At 70.5% G+C, this 24,089-nt stretch carries 20 protein-coding genes and 1 pseudogene; 18 read left to right on the plus strand and 3 right to left on the minus strand.

The window, feature by feature from the left end:
• Positions 1-37: 37 nt before the first annotated feature.
• The 12 genes from rfbB (at position 38) to ABZO31_RS28455 (ending at position 12,633) form a co-directional block, all read left to right on the plus strand.
• Positions 38-1,066, plus strand: a complete 1,029-nt coding sequence (rfbB, locus tag ABZO31_RS28400; protein WP_406864155.1) for a dTDP-glucose 4,6-dehydratase — start codon at positions 38-40, stop codon at positions 1,064-1,066.
• Positions 1,066-2,595 (plus strand): FAD-dependent monooxygenase, encoded by a 1,530-nt coding sequence (locus tag ABZO31_RS28405; RefSeq protein ID WP_406864156.1) that lies wholly within the window; start codon positions 1,066-1,068, stop codon positions 2,593-2,595. The genes rfbB and ABZO31_RS28405 overlap by 1 nt, the downstream gene beginning before the upstream one ends.
• Positions 2,596-2,630: 35 nt before the next feature.
• Positions 2,631-3,854: a methionine adenosyltransferase gene (gene metK / locus ABZO31_RS28410; protein WP_406864157.1), complete on the plus strand. Its 1,224-nt coding sequence runs from the start codon at positions 2,631-2,633 to the stop codon at positions 3,852-3,854.
• A gap of 43 nt (positions 3,855-3,897) precedes the next feature.
• Positions 3,898-4,902, plus strand: coding sequence for a carbohydrate kinase family protein (locus ABZO31_RS28415; RefSeq protein WP_406864158.1), 1,005 nt, complete (start codon positions 3,898-3,900; stop codon positions 4,900-4,902).
• Positions 4,903-4,993: 91 nt separating this feature from the next.
• Positions 4,994-6,115, plus strand: a complete 1,122-nt coding sequence (locus tag ABZO31_RS28420; RefSeq protein WP_406864159.1) for a DegT/DnrJ/EryC1/StrS family aminotransferase — start codon at positions 4,994-4,996, stop codon at positions 6,113-6,115.
• 87 nt (positions 6,116-6,202) lie between these two features.
• The gene (locus ABZO31_RS28425; protein ID WP_406864160.1) at positions 6,203-6,961 is read left to right on the plus strand and encodes a class I SAM-dependent methyltransferase; all 759 of its coding nucleotides are present in this window, start codon (positions 6,203-6,205) and stop codon (positions 6,959-6,961) included.
• A complete protein-coding gene (locus tag ABZO31_RS28430) occupies positions 6,958-8,340 on the plus strand; it encodes an NDP-hexose 2,3-dehydratase family protein (protein ID WP_406864161.1) in 1,383 nt (460 codons plus the stop codon). Before ABZO31_RS28425 ends, ABZO31_RS28430 begins: the two co-directional genes overlap by 4 nt.
• A gap of 106 nt (positions 8,341-8,446) precedes the next feature.
• Positions 8,447-9,349: an alpha/beta hydrolase gene (locus tag ABZO31_RS28435; protein WP_406864162.1), complete on the plus strand. Its 903-nt coding sequence runs from the start codon at positions 8,447-8,449 to the stop codon at positions 9,347-9,349.
• Positions 9,350-9,382: 33 nt separating this feature from the next.
• Positions 9,383-10,189: a 4'-phosphopantetheinyl transferase family protein gene (locus ABZO31_RS28440; protein WP_406864164.1), complete on the plus strand. Its 807-nt coding sequence runs from the start codon at positions 9,383-9,385 to the stop codon at positions 10,187-10,189.
• Between the two features lie 60 nt (positions 10,190-10,249).
• Positions 10,250-11,827 (plus strand): acyl-CoA carboxylase subunit beta, encoded by a 1,578-nt coding sequence (locus ABZO31_RS28445; protein ID WP_406864165.1) that lies wholly within the window; start codon positions 10,250-10,252, stop codon positions 11,825-11,827.
• A 16-nt stretch (positions 11,828-11,843) separates the two neighbouring features.
• The gene (locus ABZO31_RS28450; protein WP_406864166.1) at positions 11,844-12,107 is read left to right on the plus strand and encodes an acyl-CoA carboxylase epsilon subunit; all 264 of its coding nucleotides are present in this window, start codon (positions 11,844-11,846) and stop codon (positions 12,105-12,107) included.
• A gap of 46 nt (positions 12,108-12,153) precedes the next feature.
• Complete coding sequence (locus ABZO31_RS28455; protein ID WP_406864167.1) at positions 12,154-12,633, plus strand: nuclear transport factor 2 family protein; 480 nt, start codon at positions 12,154-12,156, stop codon at positions 12,631-12,633.
• A gap of 79 nt (positions 12,634-12,712) precedes the next feature.
• Here ABZO31_RS28455 and metF read toward each other — a convergent pair whose 3' ends face one another.
• Entirely contained in the window at positions 12,713-13,618 is a 906-nt protein-coding gene (gene metF, locus ABZO31_RS28460) for a methylenetetrahydrofolate reductase [NAD(P)H] (RefSeq protein ID WP_406864168.1), read from the minus strand.
• The gene (metH, locus tag ABZO31_RS28465) at positions 13,615-17,106 is read right to left on the minus strand and encodes a methionine synthase (RefSeq protein ID WP_406864169.1); all 3,492 of its coding nucleotides are present in this window, start codon (positions 17,104-17,106) and stop codon (positions 13,615-13,617) included. Before metH ends, metF begins: the two co-directional genes overlap by 4 nt.
• Positions 17,107-17,275: 169 nt before the next feature.
• Here metH and ABZO31_RS28470 point away from each other — a divergent pair.
• A pseudogene (locus ABZO31_RS28470) lies at positions 17,276-17,596 on the plus strand (alpha/beta fold hydrolase); the annotation flags it as partial.
• Here the strand turns inward: ABZO31_RS28470 and ABZO31_RS28475 are convergent.
• The gene (locus tag ABZO31_RS28475) at positions 17,593-19,548 is read right to left on the minus strand and encodes an amino acid transporter (RefSeq protein ID WP_406864170.1); all 1,956 of its coding nucleotides are present in this window, start codon (positions 19,546-19,548) and stop codon (positions 17,593-17,595) included. The pseudogene ABZO31_RS28470 and the gene ABZO31_RS28475 overlap by 4 nt on opposite strands.
• Positions 19,549-19,720: 172 nt before the next feature.
• On the opposite strand from ABZO31_RS28475, the gene ABZO31_RS28480 reads away from it, so the two are divergent.
• From ABZO31_RS28480 to kdpB, 5 genes are all read left to right on the plus strand, one after another.
• The gene (locus ABZO31_RS28480; RefSeq protein ID WP_406864171.1) at positions 19,721-19,924 is read left to right on the plus strand and encodes a hypothetical protein; all 204 of its coding nucleotides are present in this window, start codon (positions 19,721-19,723) and stop codon (positions 19,922-19,924) included.
• A 118-nt stretch (positions 19,925-20,042) separates the two neighbouring features.
• On the plus strand, positions 20,043-20,192 hold the full coding sequence (locus ABZO31_RS28485) for a hypothetical protein (protein WP_406864172.1): 150 nt from the start codon (positions 20,043-20,045) through the stop codon (positions 20,190-20,192).
• Positions 20,189-20,278, plus strand: coding sequence for a K(+)-transporting ATPase subunit F (gene kdpF / locus ABZO31_RS28490; RefSeq protein ID WP_406864173.1), 90 nt, complete (start codon positions 20,189-20,191; stop codon positions 20,276-20,278). Before ABZO31_RS28485 ends, kdpF begins: the two co-directional genes overlap by 4 nt.
• A gap of 8 nt (positions 20,279-20,286) precedes the next feature.
• Entirely contained in the window at positions 20,287-21,951 is a 1,665-nt protein-coding gene (gene kdpA / locus ABZO31_RS28495; protein WP_406864174.1) for a potassium-transporting ATPase subunit KdpA, read from the plus strand.
• The gene (gene kdpB, locus ABZO31_RS28500) at positions 21,948-24,086 is read left to right on the plus strand and encodes a potassium-transporting ATPase subunit KdpB (protein WP_406864175.1); all 2,139 of its coding nucleotides are present in this window, start codon (positions 21,948-21,950) and stop codon (positions 24,084-24,086) included. The genes kdpA and kdpB overlap by 4 nt, the downstream gene beginning before the upstream one ends.
• Positions 24,087-24,089 lie beyond the last annotated feature (3 nt).

A 24,089-nucleotide genomic window follows, 5' to 3' on the forward strand; every position in this document is an offset into this window, starting at 1 on the left:
GAAGCGGAACAGTCATGCCTGGAACACGGATCGCCCGATGAGAATTCTGGTGACCGGAGGAGCCGGTTTCATCGGCTCCCATTACGTACGCGCCCTGCTGGCCGGCTCCTACGGCGCCGGCGCGAACACCCGCATCACCGTGCTGGACAAGCTGACCTACGCCGGCAACCGGGACAACCTGCCCGCCGCGCACGACCGGCTGGAGTTCGTGCGGGGAGACATCTGCGACGGCCCCCTGCTGCGCGACCTGCTCCCCGGCCACGACGCGGTCGTGCACTTCGCCGCCGAGTCGCACGTGGACCGCTCCGTGGACGGCGGCGGCGCGTTCGTCCGTACCAACGCCCTCGGCACCCAGACCGTGCTGGAAGCCGCCCTGCACAGCGGCGTCGAGCGCGTCCTGCACGTGTCCACCGACGAGGTGTACGGCTCCATCGAGAACGGCTCCTGGACCGAGGAGTGGCCGCTGCTGCCGAACTCCCCGTACGCCGCCTCCAAGGCGAGCTCCGACCTCATCGCCCGCTCCTACTGGCGCACGCACGGGCTTGACGTCTCCGTCACCCGCTGCTCCAACAACTACGGCCCGTACCAGCACCCCGAGAAGCTCATTCCCCGGTTCGTCACCAACCTGCTGGAGGGCCTCCCGGTCCCGGTCTACGGCGACGGCCGCAACCGCCGCGAGTGGCTGCACGTGGACGACCACTGCCGGGCCCTGCACCTGGTGCTGACCCGGGGCGGAGCCGGGGAGATCTACAACATCGGCAGCGGCGACGAACGGGACAACCTCTCCCTGACCCGACGGATCCTGGAACTGTCCGGCGCCGACGACTCGATGATCCGCCACGTCGAGGACCGCAAGGGCCACGACCTGCGCTACTCCCTGGACGACACCAAGATCCGGGAGCAGCTCGGCTACGCGCCGCGCGTCCCCTTCGACGAGGGGATCGCCGAGACCGTCGCCTGGTACCGCGACCGCCCCCAGTGGTGGAAGCCCGTCAAGCACCGTGCCGCAGAAGCCGCAGAAGCCGCAGAAGCCGCAGAAGCCGCAGAAGCCGCCGGGGCCGCGTGATGTCTGCCGCCCGGAACAGCCGGGAACCGAGAGAGGGAATATCCGTGGATGCGGACGTGATCATTGTCGGCGCGGGCCCCACCGGGCTGATGCTCGCCGGCGAACTGCGACTGGGCGGCGCGAGCGTCGTCGTCACCGAGCGCCTGGAGCGGCCCACCGGCCAGTCGCGCGGCCTGGGGTTCACCACCCGCGCCCTGGAGTCGCTCGAACAGCGCGGGCTGGTGCCGCGCTTCCCCGGCCTCGAGACCACACCGATGGGCCACTTCGGCGGTGTGCAGTTCGACTACACCGCCCTGGAGGACGCCCACTTCGGTGCGCGCGGCATCCCGCAGTCCCGGACCGAAGCGGTGCTGGAGGCCTGGGCGGTGGAGCTCGGCGCCGACATCCGGCGCGGCTGGGAGTTCACCGGCCTGGCCGAGGACGAGGACGCCGTCGAGCTCACCGTCACCACCCCCGACGGCGAGCAACGGCTGCGCGCCGCCTACCTGGTGGGCGCCGACGGCGGGAACAGCTCGGTGCGCAGGGCGGCCGGCTTCGACTTCCCCGGTACCCCCGCCACCCGCGGCATGTACCTCGCGGACGTGACCGGCTGCGGGCTGCGCCCCCGGTTCCTCGGCGAACGGCTGGACGGCGGCATGGTGATGTCGGCGCCCCTCGCGGAGGGAGTGGACCGCATCATCGTGTGCGAGCGCGGCACCCCGCCGGCGGACCGCAGCGAGACGCCCGAGTTCGCCGAGGTGGCCGCCGCCTGGCAGCGGCTGACCGGCGAGGACATCTCGGGTGGCGGCGCCGACTGGGTCAGCTCCTTCAGCGACGCCACCCGGCAGGCGAGCGAGTACCGGCGCGGCCGGGTGCTGCTCGCGGGAGACGCGGCGCACGTCCACCTGCCCGCCGGCGCACAGGGCCTGAGCACCGGCATCCAGGACTCGGTCAACCTCGGCTGGAAGCTGGCCGCGGTGCTGGAGGGCTGGGCGCCGCCCGGCCTGCTGGACACCTACCACTCCGAACGGCACCCGGTCGGCGCCCGGCTCCTGATGAACACCCTCGCCCAGGGCGAACTGTTCCTCGGCGGCCCCGAGACGGACCCGCTGCGCGAGCTGTTCACCGAGCTCGTCGCCTACGACGACGTCAAGAAGCACCTCGCGGGCGTGGTCAGCGGCCTCGACATCCGCTACGACATGGGCGTCGCCGAAGCAGCGGACGGCGGGCACCCGCTGGTCGGCCGCCGGCTGCCGCAGCGCACCCTGCTGACCGGCTTCGGGGAGCGGAGCACCGCCGAACTGCTGCACGCCGCCCAGGGCGTCGTGCTGGACCTCACCGACGACCCGGCGCTGCGCGAGGCGTCGGCGGGCTGGAAGGACCGGGTCCTCACCGTCACGGCCACGCCCGTCGAGCCGCGTGACGCCGCCGTGTTCGCGGGCGCCGCGACCGTCCTGGTCCGCCCGGACGGCTACGTCGCATGGGCGGGGGCGGACGCCGGGGAGCTGACCGCCGCGCTCGCGCGCTGGTTCGGCCCGGCCTCGCTCTGATCCCCGCTCGTTCCACCGATGCAGAAGGAACTGTGATGGCAACACGTCTGTTCACCTCGGAGTCCGTGACCGAGGGTCACCCCGACAAGATCGCTGACCAGATCAGCGACACCGTTCTCGACGCGCTGCTCCGGGAGGACCCCACCTCCCGCGTCGCCGTGGAGACCCTGATCACCACCGGCCTGGTCCACGTGGCCGGCGAGGTCACCACCAAGGCCTGGGCGGACATCCCCGCCCTGGTGCGCAACAAGATCCTCGAGATCGGGTACGACTCCTCGAAGAAGGGCTTCGACGGCGCCTCCTGCGGCGTCTCGGTCTCCATCGGGTCGCAGTCCCCGGACATCGCGCAGGGTGTCGACACGGCGTACGAGAAGCGGGTCGAGGGTTCCGCCGCAGGTGGAGAAGGCGACGAGCTGGACAAGCAGGGTGCCGGCGACCAGGGTCTGATGTTCGGCTACGCGTCGGACGAGACGCCGGAGCTGATGCCGCTGCCGATCTACCTGGCGCACCGGCTGTCGCGCCGGCTGACCGAGGTCCGCAAGAACGGGACCATCCCGTACCTGCGTCCCGACGGCAAGACGCAGGTGACCATCGAGTACGACGGTGACAAGGCCGTGCGTCTGGACACGGTCGTGGTGTCCTCGCAGCACGCCTCGGACATCGACCTGGACTCGCTGCTGGCGCCCGACATCCGGGAGTTCGTGGTCGAGCACGTGCTGAAGCAGCTCGTCGAGGACGGCATCAAGCTGGACACCGAGGGCTACCGCCTGCTGGTGAACCCGACCGGTCGTTTCGAGATCGGCGGTCCGATGGGTGACGCGGGCCTGACCGGCCGGAAGATCATCATCGACACGTACGGCGGCATGGCCCGTCACGGCGGCGGTGCCTTCTCCGGCAAGGACCCGTCCAAGGTCGACCGCTCGGCCGCCTACGCGATGCGCTGGGTCGCCAAGAACGTGGTGGCGGCCGGTCTGGCCTCGCGCTGCGAGGTCCAGGTCGCGTACGCCATCGGCAAGGCGGAGCCGGTCGGTCTGTTCGTCGAGACCTTCGGCACCCACACCGTCGAGACGGAGAAGATCGAGCACGCCATCGGCGAGGTCTTCGACCTCCGCCCGGCCGCGATCATCCGCGCGCTGGACCTGCTGCGCCCGATCTACGCCCAGACCGCCGCGTACGGCCACTTCGGCCGTGAGCTGCCGGACTTCACCTGGGAGCGCACCGACCGCGTCGACGCCCTCAGGAAGGCCGCCGGCGTCTGAGCCGGCAGTCCGCCCCCACGCCCTACCGAAGGAGCCAACCGCCGTGCGCATCGCCGTGGCCGGATCGATCGCAACCGACCATCTGATGGCCTATCCGGGCCGGTTCGCCGAGCAGATGATCGCCGACAGCCTGGACCGGGTCTCGCTGTCCTTCCTCGCCGACACCCTGGAGGTACGGCGGGGCGGGGTGGCGGCCAACATCGCGCTGGGGCTGGGCCGGCTCGGACTCTCCCCGCTGCTGGTCGGCGCGGCGGGCGTCGACTTCGCGGAGTACGAGCGCCGGCTGCAGGCCGACGGCGTGGACACCTCCGCGGTCCACGTCAGCGAAACCCTGCACACGGCGCGCTTCGTGTGCACCACGGACAGCGAACAGAACCAGATCGCCACGTTCTACGCGGGCGCCATGGCAGAGGCCCGGCACATCAGCCTCACCGCCGTCTCGGAACAGTGCGGTGGCCTCGGCCTGGTCCTCGTGGGCGCCGACGATCCCGCCGCGATGGTGCGTCACACCGAGGCGGCCCGCCGGCTCGGTCTGCCCTTCGCGGCCGACCCCTCGCAGCAACTGGCCCGGCTCGGCCGCGACGAGGTCCGCACGGTCGTCGACGGGGCGGCGTACCTGTTCACCAACGCGTACGAGGCGGCGCTGCTGAAGGAGCACGCCGGCTGGACCGAGGCGCAGGTGCTGGAGCGCGTCGGTACGTGGATCACCACGCACGGCGCCGACGGCGTCGACATCGCGCGCAGGGGCGAACCCCGCCTGCACGTGCCCGCCGTCCACACCGACGACGTCGTCGAGCCCACCGGCGCGGGCGACGCTTTCCGGGCGGGCTTCCTCGCCGGTACCTCCTGGGGCTGGACGCAGGAGCGGGCGGCGCAGCTCGGCTGCGGTGTGGCCACGCTGGTGCTGGAATCCGTCGGCACCCAGGAGTACGAGCTCACCGCCGCGGGCCTGCTGGCGCGCATCGTGCGGGCGTACGGCCCCGCGGCGGCCGATGCGATGCGGACGGCGCTGGCCGGTGTGCGCGGCCCCCTCGAACCCGTCGCCTGACCCTGCCGCCCTGCCGCCCTGCCGCCCTGTCGCCCTGTCCGCCGGGCGCCGCCCCCTTTGACGAGTACGACCAGTACCTGGAGGTACGAAAGTGACGACGCGAGTATGGGACTACCTGCCGGAGTACGAGAAGGAGAAGGCCGACATACTCGACGCCGTCGAGACGGTCTTCAGCTCCGGCCGGCTGGTCCTCGGTGACAGCGTCAAGGGCTTCGAGGCAGAGTTCGCCGCCTACCACGGCGGGGGGCACTGCACGGGTGTCGACAACGGCACCAACGCCCTGAAGCTCGCCCTCGAAGCGCTGGGCATCGGACCCGGCGACGAGGTCGTCACCGTCTCCAACACGGCGGCCCCCACCGTCGTGGCCATCATCAGCACGGGCGCGGTGCCCGTCTTCGTGGACATCCGCGAAGAGGACTTCCTCATCGACACCGACCTCGTCGAGGCCGCGATCACCCCCCGCACCAAGGCGCTGCTGCCGGTCCATCTCTACGGCCAGAGCGTCGACATGGCGCCCCTCAAGGCGATCGCGGCCAAGCACGGGCTGAAGATCCTGGAGGACTGCGCCCAGGCCCACGGCGCCCGTCACCACGGCGAACTCGTCGGCACCATGGGCGACGCGGCCGCGTTCTCCTTCTACCCCACCAAGGTCCTCGGGGCGTACGGGGACGGCGGCGCGGTGCTCACCTCCGACGAGGCGACGGACCGGGCCATGCGCCAGCTCCGCTACTACGGCATGGACAAGGTCTACTACGTCGTCCGCACCCCGGGCCACAACGCCCGCTTGGACGAGGTACAGGCCGAGATCCTGCGCCGCAAGCTCGGCCGGCTCGACGAGTACACCGCCGGCCGCAACGCGGTCGCCCGCCGCTACGAGGAGAAGCTCGGCGACCTCACGGGCCCCGGCGCGCTCCGGCTGCCGTCCACCAACGAGGGCAACACCCACGCGTACTACGTCTACGTCGTCCGGCACCCCGAGCGGGACCGGATCATCGAGGCGCTGGAGGCGTACGACATCTCGCTGAACATCAGCTACCCGTGGCCCTGCCACACGATGTCGGGCTTCGCGCACCTCGGGTACGAGAAGGGATCGCTCCCGGTCACCGAGAAGCTGGCCGGCGAGATCTTCTCGCTGCCGATGTACCCCTCGCTCGACGAGGCGACGCAGGACCGGGTCATCGGCGCCCTGCGCGAGGTGCTGACCGCCCTCTAGCCGGACCGCCCTGCCCGTCCCCCCGACCACCGCCCGACCCCCAGACCACCGCCCGGCCGCCGGCCGGCCGCCCCAGAGAGGGAACGCATGATCGACCAGGAGAACATCGGCATCTACGACGTCGGTGACATCTACGACGCCATCTACGGGGGCCGGGGCAAGGACTACCGCGGTGAGTCCGCCGCCGTCACCCGGCACATCCGCGCGCGCCACCCCCGGGCCGCGTCCGTCCTCGACGTCGGGTGCGGCACCGGCGGCCACCTGAAGTACTTCGCCGAGGACTTCTCCGTGGTCGAGGGCGTCGACCTGACCGAGGGCATGCTCGACGTGGCGCGCCGCAACCTGCCGGAGATACCCGTGCACCGCGGGGACATGCGTACCTTCGACCTGGGCCGCCGCTTCGACGCGATCGTCTCCCTGTTCGCCGTCATCGGCAACCTCGTCGGACAGGACCAGCTCGACGCGACGCTCGCCAACTTCGCCCGCCACCTGGCGCCCGGCGGAGTCGTCGTCCTGGAGCCGTGGTGGTTCCCCGAGAACTTCACCCCGGAGCACGTCGGCGCCAGCCTCACCACCGTCGACGGGCGCACCGTCTCCCGCGTCTCGCACACGGTCCGCCACAGCGAGACCGCCAGCCGGATGGACGTCCACTACCTGGTGGCCGAACCCGGCAAGGGCGTGCAGCACTTCTCCGACACCCACGTCCTGTCGCTGTACGGCCGCGAGCAGTTCGAGAAGGCCTTCGCCCGGGCCGGACTGTCCCTGGAGTACGTCGAGGGCGACTACGACGGCAACGGCCTGTTCGTCGGCGTCAAGCGGGAGAACTCCGGGCCGGAGCCGTCGTGAGCGGGGCCGTGCTGTGCCCCCGCACGGACGGGTCGTTCGCCGCGCGCCTCGCCCTCTCGGCCGCCGCCGACGACGGATCGTGGATCTCCACGGCCGACTTCCCCGCCTGGTTGGAGGGACGGCGCCGCGCCCACCACTTCAAGGTCGAACGGATCCCCTTCGCCGGCCTCGACGGCTGGTCGTTCACCGAGGACACCGGGAACCTGGTGCACCGCACCGGGCGGTTCTTCTCCGTGGAGGGGCTCTCCGTCACCGTGGGGGAGGGGCCCTTCCGCCACTGGGAGCAGCCGATCATCCGGCAGCCCGAGGTCGGCATCCTGGGCCTGCTGGCCAAGGAGTTCGACGGGGTCCTGCACTTCCTGATGCAGGCCAAGATGGAGCCGGGCAACCGCAACCTCCTCCAGCTCTCGCCGACGGTGCAGGCCACCCGGAGCAACTACACCAAGGTCCACCGCGGCGCCGGGGTGAAGTACCTCGAGTACTTCACCGACCCGGTACGCGGCAGGGTGGCGTTCGACGTGCTCCAGTCCGAACACGGCTCCTGGTTCTACCGCAAGACCAACCGCAACATGCTGGTCGAGGCGCTGGACGAGGTGCCCCACGACGACGACTTCTGCTGGCTGACCCTCGGGCAGATCGCCGAACTGCTGCGCCGGGACAACGTGGTCAACATGGACTCCCGTACCGTCATCGCCTGCTTCCCGACGGGCGGGGCGGCGCGGGGCGCGCTCCTTCCCGACGCGGCCGTGCAGTCCTGGGTCACCGTCGAACGGTCCCGCCACGACGTGGCCGCCGACCTGGTGCCGCTCGCCGGCATCAAGGGCTGGGAACGCGACGAGTTCGCGCTGGCCCGTCCCGACGGCCGCTTCTTCCAAGTGGTCGCCGTCTCCGTCGAGGCCGGCAACCGCGAGGTCACGGGCTGGTCGCAGCCCCTGCTGGAGCCGACCGGGCCCGCGGTGGCGGCCTTCCTGGTCCGCCGCATCGGAGGCGTCCCCCACCTGCTGGTCAGCGCCAGGGCGGAGGCGGGCTTCCTCGACACCATCGAGCTGGGCCCCACCGTCCAGTGCGATCCGGCCAACTGGCGCGGCGTACCGCCGCCGCCCTTCCTGGACACCGTCCTCGCGGCCGGTCCCGAACGAGTCCTGTACGAGGCGCTGCACTCGGAGGAGGGCGGGCGCTTCCTCCACGCGGAGATCCGCTACCTCTTCGTCGAGGCCGACGAGACCCAGGCCCCGCTCGCCCCGCCGCCCGGATTCCAGTGGGTCACCCCGGGGCAGCTGGCCGACCTGGCCGGGCACGCGCACTACGTCAACGTCCAGGCCCGCACGCTCCTCGCCTGTCTCACCTCCGGAGCGGCCCGGCTCGACGCCCTCGCATGAGAACCGGGCCCGGAGCGACCGCGCGCCCGGCGGCCGTCACCCCACCACCCAAGGAGGACACCATGAGCCGCGCCCCCACCCCCGCCCCGGCCACCGGGCGCGGCGCATGAGCACCGGCACAGCGGCGCCCGCCGCCACCGGAACCCTGTCCCCGGGTGTCCGGGCGGTCCGCCTGGACTGCGGCGACGGCATCGCCCTCTCTGCGCTGATCAGTGAGCCCGCGTCACAGACCCCCAGGGCGACGGTGGTCGCCCTGCACGGCGGGGGAATGCGTGCCGGCTACTTCGACGGCCAGGCCCACCCCGACGTCTCCCTGCTCACCCTCGGCGCCCGGCTCGGCTACACGGTCATCGCCGTCGACCGCCCGGGCTACGGGCTGTCCGCCGAGCGGCTGCCGCAGGGGCAGACGCTGGCCGAACAGTCCGCGTCGATACGCACCGCACTGGCCGAGGTCCTCACCGGCCGGCCCACCGGAGCGGGCCTGTTCCTGCTCGCCCACTCCTACGGCGGCAAGCTCGCCCTCACCTGCGCTGCGGACCCGCTGGGAGTCCCGCTGCTCGGGCTCGACATCTCCGGCTGCGGCCACCGCTACGCCGTCGACCCGGCCGACCTCAACGACATCCACCGGCGCGCCCACTGGACGCGCAACTGGGGCCGGCTGCGTTTCTACCCGCCGAACACCTTCCGCGACAGTGCGCCCCTGCTGGCCCCGATGCCGCCCAGGGAACGGTCGGAGGGGGCGCGCTGGCCGCGCTCGTTCGCCGAACTGGCCGCCCGGGTACGGGTACCGGTCCGGCTGACCTTCGCCGCGTACGAGACGTGGTGGCGGCACGACGAGGAGAGCGTCTCCGACCTCACCGCACGGCTCACTTCCGCTCCGTGGGTCACCGTCGACCGTCTGGACGAAGCGGGCCACAACATCAGCCTCGGCTGGGCGGCCCGTACCTACCACCTGCGCGCGCTCGCCTTCCTGGAGGAATGCCTGGCACGCGCCGGCCGGGCCGCCTGATGCGGCCGGCCGGCCGATGAGGAGCCGGACGCCATGAGCGAGGCGCCGATGCCACCCATGGCACTCCCGGGTCCGGGCGTCGTGCACGTGTGGACGGTGCGCGCGCCGCTGGACGACGGAGGCCCCCGTCCCCTCCCGACCGGGGAGCTCGGCTCCGCCGAGGCCGGGCGGATCGCGGCGTTCCGGCGCCCGCGCGACCGGCTGACGTACACGGTGGCGCACATCGCGCTCCGGCGGCTGCTGTCGGCGTACAGCGGCATCCCGCCGGGCCGGCTCCGGCTGGACCGGGCGCCGTGTCCGCGCTGCGCGGGAGAGCACGGCCCGCCGCTCCTCTCCGGCACGGCCGGGCCACCGCCCCACTTCTCCCTCTCGCACAGCCACGGCCTGGCGGTCGTCGGCGTGGCGTGCGCCCCGCTGGGCGTCGACGTCCAGCGACTGCCCACGGCCGGGTCGGCGCGGCGGTGCCTGCACGCGCTGCACCCGGCCGAGCGCCGGGAGCTGGCGGCCCTGCCCGAGGAGCGGCTGCCCACCGCGTTCGGTGAGCTGTGGGTCCGCAAGGAGGCCTACCTGAAGGGCCTGGGCACCGGGCTGTGCCGCGGAGCGGCCGCCGACTACCTGGGCGCGGGCGGGCCAGGCGCCCCGCCTCCGCCCGAGGGCTGGAGCGTGCGCAACCTGCCGGCCCATGGCGGCCACGTCGCGGCGACCGCCCTGCGGGCGGACGTCGTCCACCGCACGGTGGCCCGCCGCCTGCCCGAGGAGTGGCTGTACGCCGAGGACGCCACCGACCTGATCGACGGCGCGCGAACGAGGCACCGAACGAGGCACCGAACGAGGCACTGAACAAGACACCGAACGAGGCACCGAACGGCGACACGCCGACGGACACAGGGGGAAAACAGCATGCCGCCCGCCACACCGACACCCACCGAAGCACTCGCCGACCGGCTCAAGGACCTTCGGGACCGCAAGGACCTCGCCCGCCTGGGCGTCGATCCGAAGGCCACCGAGCGACAGCACGCCAAGGGCAAACTGACCGCCCACGAGCGCATCGACCTGCTCCTGGACAAGGGCAGCTTCTCGGAGGTCGAGCCGCTGCGCCGGCACCGGGCGACCGGCTTCGGCCTGGAGGCCAAGCGCCCGTACACCGATGGTGTGGTCACCGGCTGGGGAACGGTGGAGGGCCGCACGGTCTTCGTGTACGCGCACGACTTCCGCGTCTTCGGCGGCGCGCTCGGCGAGGCACACGCCCAGAAGATCCACAAGATCATGGACATGGCCATCGCGGCCGGCGCCCCGCTGGTCTCGCTGAACGACGGAGCGGGCGCGCGCATCCAGGAAGGCGTCTCCGCCCTCGCCGGCTACGGCGGCATCTTCCAGCGCAACACCCGGGCGAGCGGCGTGATCCCGCAGATCAGCGTCATGCTCGGCCCGTGTGCCGGCGGCGCGGCCTACAGCCCCGCCCTGACCGACTTCGTCTTCGCCGTACGCGACATCTCGCAGATGTTCATCACCGGCCCGGACGTCGTCAGGGCCGTCACCGGTGAGGAGATCTCCCAGAACGGGCTGGGCGGCGCGGACGTCCACGCGGGGGTCTCCGGCGTGGCCCACTTCGTGTACGACGACGAGGAGACCTGCCTCGCCGAGGTGCGCTACCTGCTGTCGCTGCTGCCCGCCCACAACCGCGAACTCCCGCCCTCCGCGCGGACCAGCGACGCTGCCGACCGGCCGTGCGACGCGCTCCTCGACCTGGTTCCCGCCGACGGCAACCGTGCGTACGACATCCGTCCCGTGATCGAGGAACTCGTCGACGACGGCGAGTTCATGGAGGTCCACGCGGCCTGGGCGCCCAACATCGTCTGTGCCCTGGCCCGCATCGACGGCCATGTCGTCGGCATCGTCGCCAACCAGCCGGCCGCCATGGCGGGCGTGCTCGACATCAAGGCCAGTGAGAAGGGCGCGCGGTTCGTCCAGTTCTGCGACGCCTTCAACATCCCGCTGCTCACCCTCGTCGACGTACCCGGCTTCCTGCCGGGCGTCGAGCAGGAGCACGAGGGCATCATCCGGCGCGGTGCCAAGCTGCTGTACGCCTACTGCAACGCGACGGTGCCGCGGATCTCGGTGGTGCTGCGCAAGGCGTACGGCGGCGCGTACATCGTCATGGACTCCCGGTCCATCGGCGCGGACATCGCGCTGGCCTGGCCCACCAACGAGATCGCCGTGATGGGCGCGGAGGGCGCCGCCAACGTCGTCTTCCGGCGGGAGATCGCCGCGGCGGACGACCCCGAGGCGATGCGCGCGAGCAAGATCGAGCAGTACAAGCAGGAGCTCGTGCACCCCTATTACGCGGCGGAACGCGGCCTGGTCGACGACGTCATCGACCCCCGCGAGACCCGGACGGTGCTCAGCCGCGCCCTCGCCATGCTCGCCACCAAGCACGCGGACCTGCCGCACCGCAAGCACGGCAACCCGCCCCAGTGAGAGTGAAGGACGTGCCATGACACAGCCGCATTCCACGCGCCCCTCGCCCGCAGCCCACCCCTCGCACCTGCTGCGCGTCGAGAAGGGCGACCCCGCCCCCGAGGAGCTGGCGGCCCTGACCGCCGTCCTCCTCGCCCGCGCCCTCGGCCCCGATGTCGAACCGGACGACCGAGCGCGCGGCCGCCGGGCCGTCGCCCGCTGGCGGCGGCCCGAGCGTGACACCGGGTTCGACGGTCCGCGCACCTGGCGCAGGGCGGGGCCCACCCCCGGCAGAGGCTGACCCCGACATCCCACCCACCCCCGTACCGAGAGCAAGGAAGACAGCCATGACCACCACCGCATCCCCCCATGACCTCCAGGCGCTCGGCCGCCGGCTCCAGGAGCTGACCGACCGCATCGAGCTCACCGAGCTGTGCGACCGCTACGTCCGGCATCTCGACAAGGACCGGGCAGACGACGCGTGGCTCGGCTCGGTGTTCACCGAGGACGCCCATCTGACCTTTCCGTTCGGGGAGTTCAACGGCATCGAGGGACTGAAGGGCTTCCAGGCGATGGCCCGCACGACGGTCGAGCGGACCCATCACCTCAGCTCCAACTACGACATCCGGCTGGACGGCGACCGCGCCCGGATCGGAGCACACCTGATGGCGGTGCATGTGCGCCGCAGCGAGGAGCCGAGCGGCCACTTCACCATCGGCGGTCACTACGAGGCCGACGCGGTACGCACGGACGAGGGCTGGCGGATCCGCACCTTCGTCTTCGACCTGGTCTGGAACGCGGGCGATCCGCCGACGGGCAAGGTCTGACCGGGAGACCGGGAGACCGGGAGACCGGACGCCCGGGGGCCGGGCAGGACCACCACGGTCCTGCCCGGCCCCTTTTTTGTCAGTGGTGGCCTGCGAGGACCTGCCGGGGGCTCCGCGTGGGCCGGATGTTCCGGTGGATCTCAAGGGCCGCGGTCGACCGGTTGAGGGTGATGTAGTGCAGGCCGGGGGCGCCTTCGGCAAGAAGACGCTCGGCCATGGCGGTGGCGTACTCGACGCCGATCCGATGACCGTCCTCCGGTGTGCCGCGGGCCGCTTCCAGCCGATGGGCCAGGTCCTCGGGGAAGGCGGCGTTGCTGAGGGCTGCGAACCGGGCGATCTGGCGCGCGTCGGTGGCGGGCATGATCTCCGGGATGATCGGAGTGTCGCAGCCCGCCGCCGCCACTCGGTCCCGCAGCCGCAGGTAGTCGTCGACGTGGAAGAACATCTGGGTGAGGGCGTAGTCGGCGCCGGCCCGGCATTTGGCGACGAAGTGCCGGATGTCGCTGTCCCAGTCCGCCGAGCGGGGGTGCCGCTCGGGGAAGGCCGCCACACCCACGCTGAAGTCGCCGATGCCCTTGACCAGGGTGACCAGCTCATGGGCGTACGACAGGCCCTGGGGGTGGGGGACCCAGGGGGCCTGGGGGTCACCGGGAGGGTCGCCGCGCAGGACGAGGACGTCACGCACCCCGGCATCGGCGTACTGGCCTGCGATGTGCCGCAGTTCGGTCACCGAGTGCCCCACGGCCGTGAGGTGGGCCACGGGCCGGAGGGTGGTCTCGGCCACGATCCGCCCTGTCATCCGGACGGTACGGTCCCTGGAGGAGCCGCCCGCGCCGTAGGTGACGGAGACGAAGGTGGGGCGCAGGGCCTCGACGCGGCGGACCGCGTGCCAGAAGGCGGCCTCGCCGGCTTCGGTCTTCGGGGGGAAGAACTCGAAGGAGAAGACCGGCTCGCCGGCGGCCAGAATGTCGCGCAGGGTGCTCACGCCCGCCCCCCGGCGTTGAAGTATCCGGCCTCGGGGTGGTGGACGACGATCGCGTCCGTGGACTGCTCGGGGTGCAGCTGGAACTCCTCGGAGAGGTGGACGCCGATCCGCTCGGGCTTCAGCAGCTCGGCGATCTTCGCCCGGTCCTCCAGGTTCGGGCAGGCCGGGTAGCCCAGCGAGTAGCGGCAGCCCTGGTACTCGGTGCGGAACATGCCGTCGACCTGCGCCGGGTCGCCGGCCGCGATGCCGAGCTCGGCGCGGACGCGGGCGTGCCAGTACTCGGCGAGGGCCTCGGCCAGCTGGACGGACAGGCCGTGCAGCTCCAGGTAGTCGCGGTAGGAGTCGGCGGCGAACAGCTCGGCCGTGGCCTCGCCGATCCTCGAGCCGACGGTGACGACCTGGAGGCCGACCACGTCGGTCTCCCCGGACTCCTCCGGGCGGAAGAAGTCCGCGAGGCAGAGGTGGCGGCCGCGGGACTGCCGCGGGAAGGTGAAGCGGGTCCGTTCGGATCCTGCCTCGTCCAGGATGATCAGGTCGTCGCCCTTGGAGACGCACGGGAAGTAGCCGTGGACGACGGCGGCTTCCAGCAGGTTGTCCGTACGGAGCCGGTCGAGCCACATCCGCAGCCGGGGGTGCCCGTCGGTCTCCAGGAGCTCCCGCTTCAGGCCCCACTGGCCCTTGAAGAGGGCGTTCTCGTCGAGCCAGGAGGCGTACTCCTTGAGCGGGATGCCCTTGACGACGCGGGTGCCCCAGAACGGCGGTACCGGGACGGGGCTGTCGACGGCCACGTCGGAGCGGGCCGGGAGTTCGGCGGGGCGAGGCGCCGGCTCGACGACCGTGGCCGCCTTGACGCGGCGCTGCTTGAGTGCGGGCAGGGTGGCTCCGGGGACGCCGCGCTTGACGGCGATGAGTGCGTCCATCAGGCGCAGGCCCTCGAAGGCGTCGCGGGCGTAGCGGACCTCGCCCTGGTAGATCTCGTGGAGGTCCTGTTCGACGTAGGCGCGGGTGAGGGCCGCGCCGCCGAGGATGACGGGGTACCTGGCGGCCAGCTCGCGCTGGTTGAGCTCCTCCAGGTTCTCCTTCATGATCACCGTGGACTTGACCAGGAGCCCGGACATGCCGATGACGTCGGCCCGGTGTTCCTCGGCGGCCTCGAGGATCGCGGAGACCGGCTGCTTGATGCCCAGGTTGACGACGTTGTAGCCGTTGTTGGACAGGATGATGTCGACGAGGTTCTTGCCGATGTCATGCACGTCGCCACGGACCGTGGCCAGCACGATGGTGCCCTTGCCCTCCGCGTCCGACTTCTCCATGTGCGGCTCCAGATAGGCCACCGCACTCTTCATCACCTCGGCCGACTGCAGCACGAACGGCAGCTGCATCTGACCCGACCCGAACAGCTCACCGACGACCTTCATCCCGTCCAGCAGCGTCTCGTTGACGATGTCCAGGGCGGGAGTGGTGGTCAGCGCCTGATCGAGATCGGCCTCCAGACCGTTCTTCTCCCCGTCGATGATCCGCCGCTTCAGCCGCTCCTCCAGCGGCAGCGCGAGCAGCTCCTCGGCCTTGCCCGCCTTCAGCGACTTCGCCGTAGCACCCTCGAACAGCGCCATCAGCTTCTGCAACGGGTCATAACCCTCCGCACGCCGGTCGTAGATCAGGTCGAGGGCCGTCCGCACCTGCTCCTCCTCGAACCGCGCGATCGGCAGGATCTTCGAGGCGTGCACGATCGCCGAGTCGAGACCCGCCTTCACACACTCGTCGAGGAACACCGAGTTCAGCAGGATCCGCGCGGCCGGGTTGAGACCGAAGGAGATGTTCGACAGACCCAGGGTGGTCTGCACGTCCGGATGACGACGCTTGAGCTCACGGATCGCCTCGATCGTGTGGACACCGTCCCTGCGGGACTCCTCCTGACCCGTGCAGATCGTGAACGTCAGCGTGTCGATCAGAATGTCCGACTCCAGAATCCCCCAGTTGCCGGTGAGGTCGGCGATGATCCGCTCCGCGATCGCGACCTTGTCCTCGACACTGCGGGCCTGACCCGTCTCGTCGATGGTCAGCGCGATCAACGCCGCACCATGCTCCTGCGCCAGCCGGGTGACCCTGGCGAAACGCGAATCCGGGCCGTCACCGTCCTCGTAGTTGACGGAATTGATCACCGCCCGGCCGCCGAGCTTCTCCAGACCGGCCCGGATCACCTCGACCTCGGTGGAGTCCAGCACGATCGGCAGCGTGGAGGCCGTCGCGAACCGGCCGGCCAACTCCTTCATGTCCGCGACCCCGTCACGGCCCACATAATCGACACACAGGTCGAGCATGTGCGCGCCCTCACGGATCTGATCCCGGGCCATCTCCACACAGTCGTCCCAACGACCGTCCAGCATCGCCTCACGGAACTTCTTCGAACCATTGGCGTTCGTCCGCTCACCGATCGCCATGTACGAGATGTCCTGCCGGAACGGCACCGTCTGATACAACGACGCGGCACCCGGCTCCGGCTGCGGCACACGGACCACCGGAGCCAGGCCCTTCACCCGCTCCACGACCTGCCGCAGATGCTCCGGCGTCGTACCACAGCACCCGCCCACCAGAGACAGCCCGTACTCGCGCACGAACGTCTCCTGCGCATCCGCCAGCTCGCCCGGACCCAACGGGTAATGCGCACCGTTCTTCCCCAGCACCGGCAGACCCGCATTCGGCATACACGACAACGGGATCCGGGAATGCCGGGCCAGATAGCGCAGGTGCTCACTCATCTCGGCAGGACCGGTCGCACAGTTCAGACCGATCATGTCGATACCCAGCGGCTCCAACGCGGTCAGCGCCGCCCCGATCTCCGAGCCGAGCAGCATCGTCCCGGTCGTCTCCACAGTGACCGAGCAGATCAGCGGCACGGTGTATCCGGCGCTCTCCATGGCCCGGCGCGCACCGATCACGGACGCCTTGGTCTGCAGCAGGTCCTGGGTCGTCTCCACCAGAAGCGCGTCCGCGCCCCCGGAGAGCAGGCCCTCGGCATTCTGCTGATAGGCGTCGCGCAGCGTGCGGTAAGGAGCATGCCCGAGCGTGGGCAGCTTGGTCCCCGGCCCCATCGAACCCAGCACCCAGCGCTGCCGCCCGTCCCCGGCCGCGAACTCGTCCGCGACCTCGCGGGCGATGCGCGCCCCGGACTCCGACAACTCGAAGTTCCGCTCAGGGATGTCGTACTCCGCCAGCGCCGCGAAGTTGGCCCCGAAGGTGTTGGTCTCGACGCAGTCGACACCGGCGGCGAAGTACTCCCGGTGCACATTGCGGACGATGTCCGGGCGGGTGACGTTCAGGACCTCGTTGCAGCCCTCCAGGTGCTGGAAGTCCTCCAGCGTGGGGTCCTGCGCCTGGAGCATGGTGCCCATGGCACCGTCCGCCACCACCACACGCGTGGCCAGCGCCTCACGAAGGGCCCCGGTCCGGGACCTGGCATCGGACAGGGGGTCGGGCAACGAGGCCATGCGAATGCTCCCAGGGTTGCGACGGCTGTCGGCTTTGGGGAAAAGCCTGATTCCTCACGGGGTGAGGGTCAACGCATCCCTGGTCAGATCTCAGTGAAGCTGCTTCACAGGCACGTCAACGTTCGGTCGGGCGCCACGCGTTGGACTCAACGGCCACTTCGCCACACAGGGGTACTGGCGGAGGGCCATCGCCGAACTGGGCACCGGGTGGCGGCACATCACGTACGACGAGCGGGCCCGCGGCAGGAAGTCGCACCGCTCGGCGGTCTACTCCGTCGAGGCCGCCGTCCGGGATGTCGATGCCGTGCTCGCGGCCCCGGGGCTGGACCGGGCGCCGGCGGTGGGCTGGTCCTACGGTGCGTTCGTCGCGGCTCACTGGGCCGCCCGCAATCCGGACCGGGAGGCCGTCGGCGCGGTGGTGGCCCGCGCCGGCCGGCGCGACACGGATGCCGTGGCGCGCCGACCGAGGGTCCGGCTCGGATCTCGCTAGCCGACGTGCACGCGGGGGCGGCGGTCCCGGTCGGGCTCCGCCTCGCGCAGGATCTCGCGGGTGACCGGGGCGATCTCGCCCTGGCCGAAGAGGAAGAAGCGGAGGAAGTTGGCGAAGGGGTTGCCCTCGGTCCACTCGAAGTAGATGTGCGGGCTGACGCCGGTGAGGTCACGGGAGTGGAGCAGGAGGGCGGCGAGGGCGTTGGGGACGGAGGAGCTCTCCACGGTCAGGACCCGGAAGCGGTCGTGGAGGACCTCGCCCTTCACCGTCAGACCGGCCTCGAACTCGGACGGGTCGGTGATCGTCACCTCGACGAAGACGAAGTCCTCGGTGCCGGGGAGGTCGTTGTCGCCGCGGATCTGGTCCTTCTTCGCCCGGTACTCGTCGGCGTCGCGATTGTCCGGCTCGTTGGCGATGAAGCGCGGGGTGCGATGGGAGATGTCGCGGATGAAGCGCTCGGCCAGTTCTTCCAGCTCGACATGGGTGACGCGCAGCTCGAAGGCGCGTCCGAGCCGGGAGAGCAGGGAGATGAGGATGATGCCGGCGATGAAGCAGGCACCGATCTTCACGCCGTCCGGGCGCTCGATGATGTTGACGACGGTCGTGTAGAGGAAGACGGCCGAGATGACACCGAAGCCGATCGTCCAGCCGCGCTGGCCCGCCTTGCTGGCTGCGATCGTCACGGCGATGGCCGCCGAGCAGATCAGGACGAGGACGCCGGTCGCGTACGCGCCGCCCTGGGCGTCGACGTCCGCGTCGAAGATCCAGGTCACCAGGAACGCGACGAGGGTGAAGACGATCACCATGGGGCGCACGGCGCGGGCCCAGTGCGGGGCCATGCCGTACTTGGGCAGGTAACGGGGCATGAGGTTGAGCAGGCCGGCCATGGCGGAGGCGCCCGCGAACCAGAGGATGAGGATGGTCGAGACGTCGTAGACCGTGCCGAAGGTGTTGCCGAGGTACTCGTGCGCGAGGTAGGCGAGGGCGCGGCCGTTGGCCTTGCCTCCCGACTCGAACTCCTCGTGCGGGATGAGCACGGTCGTGATGAAGCTGGTGCAGATCAGGAAGACGCTCATGATCAGCGCGGCCGTCGTCAGGAGCTTCTTCGTGTCGCGGATCCGACCGGAGGGCTTCGCCTCCGTGTCACCCGGGTCGCCCTTCACGTGCGGCATCACCGCCACGCCGGTCTCGAAGCCGGACAGGCCCAGCGCCAGCTTGGGGAAGACGAGCAGGGCCACGCCGATCATGACGAAGACGTTGCCGTGCTCCTGCGTCAGGGCGGCGGTCCAGTCGGTGACGACATGCCCCTCGGTGAGCACCTGCCAGAGGCCGGTGACCACGACGACCGCGTTCAGGGCGAGGTACACCCCGACGAGGGCGACGGCGACGCCGATGGCCTCCAGGAAGCCCTTGAGGAAGACCGCGCCGAGCAGCGCGATCAGGATCATGGTGATCAGGACCTGCTTGTCGTGCAGGGCCGATTCCAGGTGCGGGTTCTCCACGAGGTGGGTGGAGGCGTCGGCGGCCGACAGTGTGATGGTGATGAGGAAGTCGGTCGCCGCGAAGCCGAGCAGGGTGAGGACGAACAGCTTGCCCTTCCAGAAGGACAGCAGCCGCGACAGCATCGCGATCGAGCCCTCGCCGTGCGGACTCTCCTGCGCCACGCGGCGGTACACCGGCAGCGCGCCGGCCAGGGTCACGATCACGAGCACGATCGTGGCGATGGGGGAGAGCAGGCCCGCCGCCAGGGCCGCGATGCCCGGCTGGTAGCCGAGGGTCGAGAAGTAGTCGACACCGGTCAGACACATCACCCGGTACCAGGGCTGGCCCTTGTGCCCGGCGTCCGGGGCCGGTTCCTTGGGCCGGGAGGGTTTGCCCTTGCCCATGTCGGACAGCCCCTCCAGCATCCACGCGCGCAGCCTGCTGCCGCGCGTCTCGTGCGTGGTGGCCATGGAGTGCTCCGGGATTCTGCTCGACGAGGGGAATTCGGCCGCCGGTCCTGCGGCCGGGCAAGCGTATGCAGCGCGTTCGGCCGACGCCCCGGCGAGAGCGTCAGGGAAGCGTCAAGATGATCCGGCCGGGCGTCGGATGCATCACACCCGCAGCAGCCTTGAGGTGTACGAGGTGCACACGAGGCCACCGACGAGGCCGACGATGCGGGTCCCGCGCCGGGACGTCGCTGCCGTGGCGGCCGCGGTCCTCGCACCGTTCCTGGCGGCGCTCGCGCCGCTGCCGCTGCGTACGAGGGTCACCCTCACCGACCTCGCGCTGCTGATGGGCGTCGCCGTCTGGGCGCCCGCGCCCGAGGACCCGCCCGGGGGCGTCTGACCGTGGTCGTCTCACTGCCCTGCGCGGTCTCCCGGACCGTGTGCCCGCCCACGGTGCCGTAGGGGACGCGTCAAGAGGGGCGTCAACGACGTCAGGACGGCGTCAACGGAGACGGTGAGTGGCCGAAAAGGATGTTCCCTCAAGTCGTCCGAGTGTTCGTTCTTCTTCCTTCCGGGAGCTCACGATGGCCGACCTGGCCTTCGTCGTCACCACGGTCGCGGTCTTCGCGCTGGTGGCCTTCATCGCCAAGGGGGTGGCCAGGCTGTGACCGCCGAGAACATCATCGGCCTCCTCGTGGCCGCCGCCCTGCTGGGCTATCTCGTCCTCGCCCTCGTCAAGCCGGAGAGGTTCTGAGTACGGATATGAGTCCCGTTCTTTCCGGAGTCCTCCAGCTTCTGGCGCTGATCGTCGCCCTGGGCCTGTCCTACCGGCCGCTGGGTGACCACATGGCGCGTGTCTACTCCTCGGAGAAGCACTACAAGCCCGAGAAGTGGATCTACAAGGCGATCGGCGCGAATCCGTCGGTGGAGATGCGCTGGCCCGCCTATCTGCGCGGCGTCCTGGCCTTCTCCGCGGTGAGCGTCCTCTTCCTCTACCTGCTCCAGCGGCTGCAGGGCTCGCTGCCCGGCTCGCTGGGCTTCGCGTCGATCGACCCGGACCAGGCGTTCAACACCGCCGCCTCCTTCGTCGCCAACACCAACTGGCAGTCGTACTACGGCGAGCAGGCCATGGGCCACGTCGTGCAGACCGGTGGCCTCGCGGTGCAGAACTTCGTCTCCGCGGCGGTCGGCATCGCGGTCGCCGTGGCCCTCGTCCGCGGCTTCGCGCGGTCCCGTACCGGTGAGCTGGGCAACTTCTGGGCGGACCTGGTCCGCGGCACCGTCCGCATCCTCCTGCCCATGGCGGTGATCGGCGCGCTCGTCCTGGTCGCCTGCGGCGCCATCCAGAACTTCGCCGGCGTCCACGAGGTCGGCCAGTTCACGGGCGGTACGCAGCAGTGGAACGGCGGGGCGGTCGCCTCGCAGGAGGTCATCAAGGAGCTGGGCACCAACGGCGGCGGTTACTTCAACGCCAACTCCGCCCACCCCTTCGAGAACCCCAACGGGCTCTCCAACCTCTTCGAGATCTACCTGATCCTCGTCATCCCCTTCGCACTCACCCGCACCTTCGGCCGCATGGTCGGCTCGCTGAAGCAGGGCTACGCGATCCTCGCGACCATGGCCACCATCTGGCTCGGCTTCACCGCACTGATGATGTGGACCGAGTTCCACCACGGCGGCCCGGCGTTCGACATCGCCGGCGGCGCCATGGAGGGCAAGGAGACCCGGTTCGGCATCGGCGGTTCGTCGATCTTCGCCGTGGCGACCACCCTCACCTCCACGGGTGCGGTCAACTCCTTCCACTCCTCCTTCACCGGCTTCGGCGGCGGCATCACCATGCTGGGCATGCAGCTCGGCGAGATCGCGCCCGGCGGTGTCGGCTCCGGCCTGTACGGTATGCTGATCATGGCGATCATCGCCGTCTTCCTCGCCGGACTGATGGTCGGCCGCACGCCCGAGTACCTGGGCAAGAAGATCGGCACCCGCGAGATCAAGTTCGCCGCCTGCTACATCCTGATCACCCCGGCCCTCGTGCTCGGCTTCACGGCCGCCTCGTTCGTCCTGGACACCCCGGCGAACTCGATGACCAACTCCGGCGCGCACGGCTTCTCCGAGATCCTCTACGCCTACACCTCCGGCGCCAACAACAACGGCTCCGCCTTCGCCGGCCTGAACGCCGACACGCAGTGGTTCAACTCGACGATCGGCATCGCGATGCTGCTCGGTCGGTTCCTGCCGATGGTGTTCGTCGTCGCGCTGGCCGGCTCGCTCGCCGAGCAGAAGCCCGTACCCGAGACCGCGGGCACCCTGCGGACCGAGAAGCCGCTGTTCACGGGCCTGCTGGTCGGCACGATCACGATCGTCACCGGTCTCACCTACTTCCCGGCCCTCGCGCTGGGCCCGCTCGCCGAAGGGCTCGCGGCATGACCACCGATGTGAAGAAGCACGAGGACACCATGTCCACCTCCGCCCCCTCGACGAAGGCACCGCACGGCGACCTGTCCGGCGGCCACCCGTCGGCCGGCCGCGTCGGCGGCGGGCTCTTCGACCCGAAACAGCTGATCACGTCCTTCCCGGACGCGCTGCGCAAGCTCGACCCGCGCGTGATGATCAAGTCGCCGGTCATGTTCGTCGTCCTGGTCGGCTCGGTGGTCACCACCGTCCTGGCCGCGAAGAACCCGGGCGACTGGTTCGGCTGGGCGATCACCGGCTGGCTCTGGCTGACCACGATCTTCGCCAACCTGGCCGAGGCCGTGGCCGAGGGCCGCGGCAAGGCGCAGGCCGACACCCTGCGCAAGGCCAAGACGGACACCTTCGCCCGCCGGATCACCAAGACCGGCGAGGAGCAGGTCCCCGGCACGGAGCTGAGGATCGGCGGCCTGGTCGTCTGCGAGGCGGGCGACGTCATCCCGGGCGACGGCGACGTCGTGGAGGGCGTCGCGAGCGTGGACGAGTCCGCCATCACCGGCGAGTCCGCCCCCGTCATCCGCGAGTCCGGTGGCGACCGCTCGGCGGTGACCGGCGGAACGAAGGTGCTGTCCGACCGGATCGTCGTCAAGATCACCACGAAGCCCGGCGAGACCTTCATCGACCGCATGATCGACCTGGTCGAGGGCGCGGCCCGGCAGAAGACCCCCAACGAGATCGCCCTCGACATCCTGCTGGCGTCCCTCACGATCGTCTTCCTGCTCGCCGTCGTGACGTTGAAGCCGTTCGCGATCTACGCCGGGGCGGACGAGCAGACGTCCCTCATCGTCCTCACCGCCCTCCTCGTCTGCCTCATCCCGACCACGATCGGAGCCCTGCTCTCCGCGATCGGCATCGCGGGCATGGACCGCCTCGTGCAGCGCAACGTCCTCGCGATGTCCGGGCGGGCCGTCGAGGCGGCCGGCGACGTGTCGACCCTGCTCCTGGACAAGACCGGGACGATCACGCTGGGCAACCGGCAGGCTTCCGCGTTCGTTCCCGTCGCCGGGACGACGGAGGCCGAACTCGCCGACGCCGCCCAGATGTCCTCGCTGGCCGACGAGACGCCCGAGGGGCGTTCGATCGTGGTCCTCGCGAAGGAGAAGTACGGGCTGCGCGAACGCCACCACGGCGAACTCGCCCACGCCACGTGGATCGAGTTCACCGCCCAGACCCGCATGTCCGGCGTCGACGTCGACGGCCGCAAGGTCCGCAAGGGCGCGACCGGTTCGGTCGTGGCATGGGTGAAGGAGCACGGTGGCGAGGTCGCGAAGGACGCCCGGGAACTCACCGACGCCATTTCCCAGGCCGGCGGCACGCCGCTGCTGGTGGCCGTGGAGGACGGCAAGGGGGCGCGGGTCCTCGGCGTCATCCACCTGAAGGACGTCGTCAAGGACGGCATGCGTGAGCGGTTCGACGAACTGCGCCGCATGGGGATCAAGACCATCATGATCACGGGCGACAACCCGCTCACGGCCAAGGCCATCGCCGAGGAGGCCGGCGTCGACGACTTCCTCGCCGAGGCCACGCCCGAGGACAAGATGGCCCTCATCAAGCGCGAGCAGGCCGGCGGCAAGCTCGTCGCGATGACCGGCGACGGCACCAACGACGCCCCCGCGCTCGCTCAGGCCGATGTCGGCGTGGCGATGAACACCGGTACGTCGGCCGCGAAGGAGGCCGGCAACATGGTCGACCTCGACTCGAACCCGACGAAGCTGATCGAGATCGTCGAGATCGGCAAGCAACTCCTGATCACACGCGGCGCGTTGACGACCTTCTCGGTCGCCAACGACGTGGCGAAGTACTTCGCCATCGTCCCGGCGATGTTCGCGGTCGCCTACCCGAGCCTGGACAAGCTCAACATCATGGGCCTGGCCTCGCCCGAGTCCGCGATCCTGTCCGCCGTCATCTTCAACGCGCTGATCATCGTCGCACTGGTCCCGCTCGCCCTGAAGGGCGTGCGCTACCGCCCCTCCAGCGCGGACTCGATGCTCCGCCGCAACCTCGGGATCTACGGACTCGGCGGCCTGGTCGCCCCGTTCCTCGGCATCAAGCTCATCGACATGCTCCTCACCCTCATCCCCGGAATCGGCTGACCG

Origin of the sequence: Streptomyces solicamelliae, assembly GCF_045348655.1 — a bacterium.
Taxonomy (GTDB): domain Bacteria; phylum Actinomycetota; class Actinomycetes; order Streptomycetales; family Streptomycetaceae; genus Streptomyces; species Streptomyces solicamelliae.

Excerpts from the sequence above, each read along its gene's own strand:
- rfbB (WP_406864155.1), top strand. The coding sequence starts at position 38 with ATGAGAATTCTGGTGACCGGAGGAGCCGGTTTCATCGGCTCCCATTAC.
- ABZO31_RS28440 (WP_406864164.1), top strand. The coding sequence starts at position 9,383 with ATGAGCGAGGCGCCGATGCCACCCATGGCACTCCCGGGTCCGGGCGTC.
- ABZO31_RS28445 (WP_406864165.1), top strand. The coding sequence starts at position 10,250 with ATGCCGCCCGCCACACCGACACCCACCGAAGCACTCGCCGACCGGCTC.
- metK (WP_406864157.1), top strand. The coding sequence starts at position 2,631 with ATGGCAACACGTCTGTTCACCTCGGAGTCCGTGACCGAGGGTCACCCC.
- ABZO31_RS28425 (WP_406864160.1), top strand. The coding sequence starts at position 6,203 with ATGATCGACCAGGAGAACATCGGCATCTACGACGTCGGTGACATCTAC.
- ABZO31_RS28405 (WP_406864156.1), top strand. The coding sequence starts at position 1,066 with ATGTCTGCCGCCCGGAACAGCCGGGAACCGAGAGAGGGAATATCCGTG.
- ABZO31_RS28435 (WP_406864162.1), top strand. The coding sequence starts at position 8,447 with ATGAGCACCGGCACAGCGGCGCCCGCCGCCACCGGAACCCTGTCCCCG.
- ABZO31_RS28450 (WP_406864166.1), top strand. The coding sequence starts at position 11,844 with ATGACACAGCCGCATTCCACGCGCCCCTCGCCCGCAGCCCACCCCTCG.
- metH (WP_406864169.1), bottom strand. The coding sequence starts at position 17,106 with ATGGCCTCGTTGCCCGACCCCCTGTCCGATGCCAGGTCCCGGACCGGG.
- ABZO31_RS28455 (WP_406864167.1), top strand. The coding sequence starts at position 12,154 with ATGACCACCACCGCATCCCCCCATGACCTCCAGGCGCTCGGCCGCCGG.
- kdpA (WP_406864174.1), top strand. The coding sequence starts at position 20,287 with ATGAGTCCCGTTCTTTCCGGAGTCCTCCAGCTTCTGGCGCTGATCGTC.
- kdpB (WP_406864175.1), top strand. The coding sequence starts at position 21,948 with ATGACCACCGATGTGAAGAAGCACGAGGACACCATGTCCACCTCCGCC.
- ABZO31_RS28475 (WP_406864170.1), bottom strand. The coding sequence starts at position 19,548 with ATGGCCACCACGCACGAGACGCGCGGCAGCAGGCTGCGCGCGTGGATG.